5 protein-coding genes and 1 tRNA gene are annotated in these 5774 nt (G+C 59.1%); 5 read left to right on the forward strand and 1 reads right to left on the reverse strand.

All coding sequences use genetic code 11. The features are described 5' to 3' along the window. Window positions 1–138 precede the first annotated feature (138 nt). Window positions 139–207: transfer RNA gene (locus H4P12_RS18475), tRNA-Met, on the forward strand. A 293-nt stretch (window positions 208–500) separates the two neighbouring features. Further along, on the forward strand, window positions 501–1505 hold the full coding sequence (locus H4P12_RS18480) for a hypothetical protein (protein WP_246449389.1): 1005 nt from the start codon (window positions 501–503) through the stop codon (window positions 1503–1505). A 49-nt stretch (window positions 1506–1554) separates the two neighbouring features. Here H4P12_RS18480 and H4P12_RS18485 read toward each other — a convergent pair whose 3' ends face one another. Then, a complete protein-coding gene (locus H4P12_RS18485) occupies window positions 1555–1881 on the reverse strand; it encodes an XRE family transcriptional regulator (RefSeq protein ID WP_187795100.1) in 327 nt (108 codons plus the stop codon). A gap of 126 nt (window positions 1882–2007) precedes the next feature. On the opposite strand from H4P12_RS18485, the gene H4P12_RS18490 reads away from it, so the two are divergent. The 3 genes from H4P12_RS18490 to H4P12_RS18500 are packed head-to-tail and all read left to right on the forward strand — an operon-like array spanning window position 2008 to window position 5383. Beyond that, the gene (locus tag H4P12_RS18490) at window positions 2008–3585 is read left to right on the forward strand and encodes a recombinase family protein (protein WP_223115896.1); all 1578 of its coding nucleotides are present in this window, start codon (window positions 2008–2010) and stop codon (window positions 3583–3585) included. After that, entirely contained in the window at window positions 3582–4463 is an 882-nt protein-coding gene (locus H4P12_RS18970) for a plasmid partitioning protein RepB C-terminal domain-containing protein (RefSeq protein WP_187795102.1), read from the forward strand. Before H4P12_RS18490 ends, H4P12_RS18970 begins: the two co-directional genes overlap by 4 nt. Further along, window positions 4460–5383: a plasmid partitioning protein RepB C-terminal domain-containing protein gene (locus tag H4P12_RS18500; protein ID WP_187795103.1), complete on the forward strand. Its 924-nt coding sequence runs from the start codon at window positions 4460–4462 to the stop codon at window positions 5381–5383. The genes H4P12_RS18970 and H4P12_RS18500 overlap by 4 nt, the downstream gene beginning before the upstream one ends. Window positions 5384–5774: the final 391 nt, after the last annotated feature.

Raw genomic sequence — 5774 nt, forward strand, 5'->3', positions numbered from 1 at the left:
GCAGATCTGCGTATCAGCAATAGAACTGATGCGGCTGCCCGGCTGTGAGATCAGGAAAGGTCATCATGATCAAGGTCTTGAACAGTGTCGGGACGTGGGTGGAGGATCTTAGCATCGAAGCAAGCTTTTCACATGATCTGCCAGAAGTGGGACTGCCATTTCAGGCTCATAACCTGAAGGTCACAGGTTCAAATCCTGTCCCCGCAACAAAAAAATAAAAATAAATCAAGCAAATAAGAAGATGGTATCACCATACCACCGGCTATTCTCGCGTCTACATCAACGCCACATCAACACCTGGCCTGAAAAGCTGCCGCGACGCGCACAAGCAGGCAGTCGGAGGCATTGGCGGGTACGTCCGGCCTATTTGGCTTAGCTCTTGACGCAATATTCCCGAAAGGTCTTGAACCCCACTGCGCGAGCGAGGATGGTAGGCAGCGTCCTAGAAAAGTGCTGCGCTTATGCTCTTCAGAAATTTGATTTCGACCTACGGCGCGTCGTTGGCGAACAACTCCGCACCGCACAGTGATCCGGTCTGGCATCTCGGGAAAACCGACGAACTATTGATCTTTCGGCAATATACCATCGATGCGCTGCAGCAGGCAAAGGTGTATTTGCTCGATCACGCTGCGGCTGCCTATGCCGACACCCTGCATGACACGATTCAGGACAGAACCCAAGACGAGAACGTTGCAGCATTGACCTTCTTGGGAGAAGTCGAACCTCCGGGAAAGGTGGCATGGGTCGAGTTCGATTATCACGAATTGGTCGCGGCGCGCGTCAGGCGAGGCTCTCCCGTCATAGAGCACCACGAAAACCCGTCGGGCTCGGGCAAGCGCGGTTATCTGATCGATGATCGGGACACGGATGCTCTGACGGTGACGATGTTCAGCTGCGACTCGCGGGGGAAGATCGTCGATCCGTTTTTTACCTTGCGATTCGAGCGACCTGAACAAGGTGGGCTTAACTCCTTTCAGCCTCAGATGCACAACTACATGGCCGACTTGCTGTCTGACCGTGGTATGGCGAAGGAAGAAATTTCCGGTCGTGCCCAGATTTCATTGGTCGACACGGCCTCGGATCTCTTCATCCCATACGCGCTATTCGCAATGCTGACTTCCCCGGACCTGGGTGGGATTATTCCGACAGAAGCTGTCACATTCTCTCCAAAGGACCTGAAAACCGCGCGCAAATTTGGGAAGTCGTGGATCCTCGGCGCTGGAAAGTCCCATCACACCATACGCATCGGCCCGCACGCCGCGGCGCACATGAAGGAACAGGGCGCGCGCCTCGAATTTGAACGTGTGGTGCGAGACGGTCGGAACGGCCCGATCCGCCACTGGGTGACCGAACATGAACGGCATTATCGGAGCGGCAAGGTCGTTCTGATCAAGGGACACCACAGAGGTCACGAGCCAGAACCGGGCCTTCCAACCCGGGTCATGGGTCCGCGATCTGAAGTGACGGCGTTCGTATTTCCGCCCAAGAATCCAACAGGCATTTGAGGCGTTGCCTATGTAACCTTGACCTTGCAGCATGAAAATCCGGCCGGAATCAGCGCCTCCTGTCGTCCGGATCCAGACTATCACTCTCCCGCTCGATTCGTCCCGCTATCACCAGCAGGGTGATGAAGACCGCGTCGGAATGCCGTGCCAATGCGATCAGATGCTCGCCGCTTGGTCCTCGCTCCGCGGACATCCAGTATTTGACGGTCCGCTCGCTTGCACCGGTCCAGCGCATCGCGGTCTTGATCGCCCGGTGCGTCTGGCCGAGGTCTGCGACCAGCGCGGCGGCGATTGCTTCCCTGTATTCCCCCGGAACCGCTGTCAGGTGCACAATTGTGCCCATTTCCGGCACAATTGTGCCCATCTTCACCCACATACTCTTTCCCTCCTCGGCTAAACCTGAGGGGGAAACGTGAAAACGGCAGGTTCCAATTTGCACCCGGATCGAGTGCGCCGGGCGGTCAGCCTGGAGGTTCCGGCATGAACTGACGTGGAGACGAGTATGGCAGGTCAACCCCCGCCTTCCCTCAGCAACACCGAATCCGAGCCGACGAGGCAGCGTGCGGCTGAATATGTCCGCATGTCGACGGAACATCAGAAATATTCGACCGAGAATCAGTCAGATGCGATCCGCGCCTATGCCGAGGAACGCGGTTTTGAACTGGTGCGGACCTATGCAGATGCGGGGAAAAGCGGGCTGAGGCTGGAAGGGCGCGAGGCGCTGCAGCAGCTGATCCAGGATGTGGAAGCGGGCACTGCGGATTTCGACGTGATCCTGGTTTATGACGTCAGCCGTTGGGGCCGGTTTCAGGATGCCGACGAATCTGCCTATTACGAATATATCTGCCGCAGGGCGGGCAAACAGGTCGAATATTGCGCCGAGCAGTTCGAGAACGACGGCAGCCCCATCGCGACCATCGTCAAGGGCGTCAAGCGCGCCATGGCGGGTGAATACAGCCGCGAGTTATCGACCAAGGTCTTTGCTGGGCAATGCCGTCTGATCGAGCTAGGCTATCGGCAGGGCGGGGCCGCCGGTTACGGGTTGCGGCGTGTCCTTGTCGACGAGCGCGGCGATATCAAGGCAGAGTTGAAGCGCGGCGAGCAGAAAAGCCTACAGACGGACAGGGTCATCCTCGTGCCCGGACCCGACGACGAAGTGCAGACGGTGCGCTGGATCTATGGCCGGTTTCTGAAGAAGGGCAGATCCGAGAGCGAGATCGCAGCGGAACTGAATGAACGTGGCATCCTGACCGATCTCGGCCAGCTCTGGACCCGCGCCTCCGTTCAGCAGGTCCTGACCAATGAGAAGTATATCGGGAACAATGTCTACAACCGGCGTTCGTTCAAGCTGAAGCGCAAACGGGTCGCGAATGGCCCGGAGATGTGGATCAGATCGGAAGGCGCCTTCGAGGCCATCGTTCAGCCCCGGGAGTTCCATAAGGTGCAGGCGGTGATCGCCGCGCGCAACCGACGCTTTTCGGATGACGAGATGCTGGACAGGCTGACACGGCTGTTTCAGCGCCATGGCTATATTTCCGGGCTGGTGATCGACGAAGCAGGCCGCATGCCATCAAGCGGCGCCTATGCGCATCGCTTCGGCAGCCTGCTTCGCGCCTATTCCCTCGTCGGGTTCACGCCGGATCGCGATTATCGCTATGTCGAGATCAACCGCATGCTGCGGCTGTTTCACGGGGATGCGGTCGAGCGCGTGGTGGGCGAGATCACCAGGCTGGGCGGTGCGGTCGACCGGAATCCCGTCACCGACCTGCTAACGATCAGCAATGAATTTACGGCCTCTGTCGTCGTTTCCCGGTGTCGCGAAACACGCGGGGGCAGTCTGCGATGGAAGATCCGCTTCGACACCAGCCTTGCCCCGGACATCACAATTGCGATCCGCATGGATCGTGCGAATGAGAAGGCGCTCGATTATTACCTGCTGCCGCAGTTTGAAATGCGCAGCAAGCCGCTTGGATTGGCAGAGGAGAATGGGTTGATGCTGGACGCCTTCCGATTCGACAAACTTGATTTCCTGTTCGAGATAGCCCGGCGAGTGCCCGTTTCGGAGGTTATGTCGTGGTGAACGAGATCGAAACACAGGGCGAAGTCCAGGACATCCCTATTGCAGAGATTACCGTGGAAAACCCACGTGAACGGTCGGAGAAGACGTTCCGTGCTCTGGTGGACAGCATCGGCAAAGTCGGGCTTAAAAAGCCGATCACGGTCGCACGCGACGATCATCAGGGTTATCGGCTGGTCTGTGGCCAAGGTAGGATGGAGGCCTATCTGGCCTTGGGCGAGACCCGGATCCCTGCGATCATTGTGGACGCCAATGAGATCGAGCGACTCCTGCGCGGCATTATCGAGAATATCGCCCGGCGACAGCAGCGCCCGTTGGAACTGCTTCAGGATATCTCAACGCTGCGGGACCGGGGCTATTCGGATCACGAGATTGCCGACAAGACAGGGCTGTCCTTTGCCTATGTCCATGAAATCGGCGAGTTGATCGCCAATGGCGAAGAGCGGCTTCTGATCGCTGTCGAGACCGGGCAGATGCCTCTCAGCGTCGCGCTTTACATCACGCGGGCAGAGGAAAAGGATGTGCAGAAGGCGCTGGAAGCGGCTTATGCATCGGGCGAGCTGCGGGGCAAGAAACTGCTGGAAGCCCGGCGGCTCGTCGAATTGCGAAAGCGGCATGGCAAGCAAAAAGGTGCCACCCGAACCGCACGCTCGCGCACGCGGATGACATCGGCGGCGCTGGTCAATGCCTATCGCGCCGAGGCAGAGCGTCAGAAGGACATGATCAATCGCGCTCAGGTGACACGCAGCAGCCTGCTGTTCCTCGATGCCGCGTTTCAGTCGCTGCTGAAAGACGAGAATTTCCTGACGCTCCTGCGTGCCGAGGGCCTAGATTCCCTGCCGCGCATCGTCGTCGACGGTTTGGGGGAGGCCGTAACATGACACGTTCAGACAGTGGGCCCGATGCCATAAGCCCTGGCTTCGAGGCAGATCTGATCAGCGTTCCGATCACCTCTATCCTTCCGGTCAAGCAGTTGCCAGTGACCGTGCCCAAAAGCCAGAAATATGCGCAGATCGCGGCATCGATCCGAGAGGTCGGGCTGATCGAACCGCCGGTCATTTCGCGCGCAAAGGGGCAGAGCGACGCATTCATCCTGCTTGACGGTCACGTTCGGCTGCTTGTTCTGAAGGAAATGGGCGAGGAGACGGTCACTTGTCTCGTGGCGACAGACGACGAGGCCTTCACCTACAATAAGCGGATCAGTCGCCTGGCCACGATTCAGGAACACAAGATGATCCTGCGCGCAGTCGAGCGCGGCGTTCCCGAAGCCCGGATTGCCGCCGCGCTGAATGTCGATGTGGCGCTGATCCGTAGAAAACGGAACCTGCTGAACGGCATCTGTGCCGAGGCTGCCGAATTGCTCAAGGCGCGACATTGCCCGATCAACGGCTTCCGGGCGCTGCGCAAGATGAAGCCCTTGCGCCAGATTCAGGCAGCCGAGCTGATGATCGCCGCAAACAACTACACGGTTGCCTATGCCGAGGCCATTCTGGCTGCCACCGATGCTGCCGATCTGGTTGATCCAGCGGCGCGCAAGTCACCTGCCGGTGTCACGCGCGAACAGGCCGAGCGAATGAAAGCTGAGATGGCCAGTCTGCAGAAGAACATCAAGCTGATCGAGGGCACACTCGGTCCCGATCATCTTCGCCTCGTCGTTGCGGGGCGCTATGTCGAACGGCTCTTGCAGAATGATCGCCTCGTCCGGTTTCTTGAAAGGAACCATCAGGAAATTCTGGGCGAATTCCGACAGATCGTCACTGGCCTGGGCCAGCCCGCGGTGCCGGAGGTGGCCGACGGTTAGGCAGCAGGTATCGGGAAATGCATGATGGGGACCCGGACCCTAAAGCGCGGGGACCGCAGGAGACGCCGGACGGTGGGCCGGATCGAGCGCGGGGTGGGGATGGCGGCGAACCCGTTCGGAGCCCACCGGGGTCGGCCAGCATATCGCCGACCAAGTGGATATCCCGAAATTGGATGTCCGGGATGTCAGGTGGGCGCGCTGATCTTTCTGGGCGGACAGGTGGTCAGGCTTGGAGGCAGCGCGCCCGAAGGAGCCAAGAAGTCAGGATGTGCACGCCCGCGTCTGCGCCCGTATGACTGCGTAATCCGCCATCATCCCGACCAGCGCGGCATCCTCAGGTAAGTTCGCCACCTCCGCCGCTGCCTTTTCCTGCGCGGCCTGATCATAAGCC

The organism is Paracoccus amoyensis, assembly GCF_014490725.1.
Classification (GTDB): Bacteria; Pseudomonadota; Alphaproteobacteria; order Rhodobacterales; family Rhodobacteraceae; genus Paracoccus; species Paracoccus amoyensis.

What these genes read in the sequence shown, in the direction of transcription:
- H4P12_RS18485 (WP_187795100.1), bottom strand. Translation starts at nt 1,881, where the DNA reads ATGTGGGTGAAGATGGGCACAATTGTGCCGGAAATGGGCACAATTGTG.
- H4P12_RS18490 (WP_223115896.1), top strand. Translation starts at nt 2,008, where the DNA reads ATGGCAGGTCAACCCCCGCCTTCCCTCAGCAACACCGAATCCGAGCCG.
- H4P12_RS18500 (WP_187795103.1), top strand. Translation starts at nt 4,460, where the DNA reads ATGACACGTTCAGACAGTGGGCCCGATGCCATAAGCCCTGGCTTCGAG.